This is a genomic window from Neobacillus muris (genome assembly GCF_943193175.1).
Taxonomy (GTDB): Bacteria; Bacillota; Bacilli; order Bacillales; family Cytobacillaceae; genus Neobacillus; species Neobacillus muris.
In genome coordinates this window covers 1-2,654 of sequence record NZ_CALPDF010000083.1, presented here as the reverse complement: position 1 = coordinate 2,654, position 2,654 = coordinate 1, and the positions used below count along the sequence as shown (strand labels likewise).

General features: G+C 36.2%; 1 protein-coding gene and 1 pseudogene. One reads left to right on the top strand and one right to left on the bottom strand.

The genetic code is table 11. The features are described from left to right. Positions 1–65: 65 nt before the first annotated feature. Positions 66–2,348 (bottom strand): annotated as a pseudogene (locus NFS43_RS24275) (Tn3 family transposase); the annotation flags it as partial. Between the two features lie 147 nt (positions 2,349–2,495). Between NFS43_RS24275 and NFS43_RS24270 the strand changes: the two are divergent. Then, the coding region (locus tag NFS43_RS24270) for a recombinase family protein (RefSeq protein ID WP_251555562.1) at positions 2,496–2,654 on the top strand (159 nt) is incomplete at its 3' end.

Genomic DNA, 2,654 nt, shown 5'->3' with positions numbered 1-2,654 from the left:
CTTTAAATACATGTCTATAATGAAAGAACACACTTAAATTCTAACTTTTTTATAAAAAGGTATTGATAACCAGCCGTGTCTGTATAATGCTCTTCTATGTTTAGATCCGTCTCATGGTGTAACAAACCATCCAAAACATGAATCGCATCCCTTGAATTAGTATGAATAATCTTTGTGTAGTAAGAAGAGAATTGATCACTAGTAAAACGGTAGATGGTGGCTCCTTTTCCAGTTCCATAATGTGGATTTGCATCTGCATGTAGTGATGAAACACCTAGCTGCATTCTCATACCGTCTGACGAGGATGTTGTACCGTCTCCCCAATAGGAAGACAATTGTAATTTGTGATGAAAATTTACTAAGACGGCTTGGGCTTTATTCATTGCATCTTCATACATGCGCCATTGAGCTACATTGGCCAATTGCTTATATGTAAGTCCGGGTGTTGCTTCAGCCATCTTGCTTAAACCAATATTCATTCCCATTCCTAAAAGAGCAGCCATAATAATAATCGTTTCTTCTTTACCCGGTTTTCGATTACTAGAAGCATGAGTGAATTGCTCATGAAACCCTGTTATATGGGCAACATCCATGAGTAAATCGGTTAATTTTATTCTTGGCAGCATCTGATACAGGCTTGCACTAAATTTTTTTGATTCTTCTGGAACATCTTTTTCTAAGCGTGCAATTGACAGCTTTCCTTTTTCGAGAGAAACTCCGTCTAACTTGTTGGAATTGGCAGCTAACCACTTTAACCTTTCATTAAGACTGCTGGTTCTCACAATCATATAATCTTCGAATGATAAACTAACTGATAATCTCGTATTCTCCTTCGTTTGATTCCATGTATCTTCTGAAAACAAATATTCCTCAAAATCTCTATATTGTCTGCTACCAACAATGGAAACATCTCCTGCCCTAACATGCTCCCTAAGTTCTGTTAAAACGGCCATTTCATAGTAATGACGATTAATTGTTGTACCATCATCCTCGTATAAATGCTTTTTCCAGCGTTTTGAAATAAAATCCACGGGTGAGTTATCAGGTACTTTTCGCTTTCCAGATTCGTTCATTCCTCGGATAATCTCTACAGCTTTTAAAAGTGGCTCATTTGCTTTTGTAGAATGAAATTCCAATACCCTTAATAGCGTTGGGGTATATTTTCTAAGTGAATAAAATCTTTTTTGTAGTAAGTCTAAATAATCATAGTCGGCAGGACGTGCAAGCTCCTGAGCTTCCTCCACCGAAGAGACAAAAGAATTCCATTCAATAATAGATTCTAAAACCTCAAAAACATCTAATTTTTCCTCTTTTGCTTTGATTAAGGCTTGTCCGATGTTCGTAAAGTGTATGACCTTTTCATTCAGCTTTTTACCGTTTTGTTTTTGAATTTCTTCTTGAGCCTTACGGCCTTTAGATAACAGACTGAGTATTTGTCTGTCATGAATTTCAAAAGCTTTATCCGTTAAATCCTGTGTAAGATGTAATAAATAGACGGTTAATATCCCATATCGTTTATTTTCTTGAAAATCACGGAATGCATAAGGCTCATATCTTGAACCTAAGCGTGATAGCTGTAACAGGCGATTGTGATGCAAATGACTAATTTGTACCGTTTCTAATTCCATTCCTCGTATATATTCGAGTCGTTCTATTACTTTTAGAAATGTTTCGGGTGAAGGATGACCCTGTGGTTCCTTTAACCAACCCAATATCGTTTTATTGGATTCGGATGGATGTTGTGAAGTAATGATTTCTTCAAGCTTTTCTTTTTGCGTATTTGTTAGAGATTGACTAACCGTATTAAACAGCTTCTTTTCAGCCATTTCTCTCGTCTCCCACACTATTCTTTCAAGTGTAGTGATAGCAGGCAGTATGATTTTGTTTTTTCTTAGAAAATCTATGCATTCATGTAATAGATGAATGACATCGCCATTTTCCAAAGCTATTTGATGAAGATGCTTAAATGTCATTCGATATTCTTTCAAAGTAAAAGTTACAAAGTCGTATTCACTTCGAATTTCTTTCAGATGATCCCAAAGTGTATTTTCTCTTTGAGGATAATGACTAAGAGAAGATGGAGTGGTACCGATTTGTTTAGATATATAATGTATGACTGAATCTGGGATGCTTTTGATATGGGTGTATGGCCAACCAGGATACCGAAGAACGGCTAATTGAATAGCGAACCCTAAACGGTTTCCCTCTCTCCTTCGCTTATTAATAATTTCCAAATCCCGTTTTGAAAAAGTGTAGTAGGTTCCCAATATCCACTCATCTTCAGGAATTTGCATAAGAGCTAGTCTTTGATCTGGCGTAAGCAATTCTCTTCCTCTCACAATTTTCATATTGTATCATCCCATCTCTGCAATTATTCAGTTTATTAGTACAATTATGTATCAATAGAGTGTACTCTATTGATACAAGTGTAGTAGACTGATAAAATCATAGTTAAGAGCGTCTCATAAGACTTGTCTCAAAAACGAGGTGATATTTTGCGAAAAATCGGTTATATACGTGTCAGTTCGACTAGCCAAAACCCTTCAAGGCAATTTCAGCAGCTGAACGAAATCGGAATGGATATTATATACGAAGAAAAAGTTTCTGGGGCAACAAAGAAACGTGAGGAACTTCAAAAAATGTTAGAGGATTTA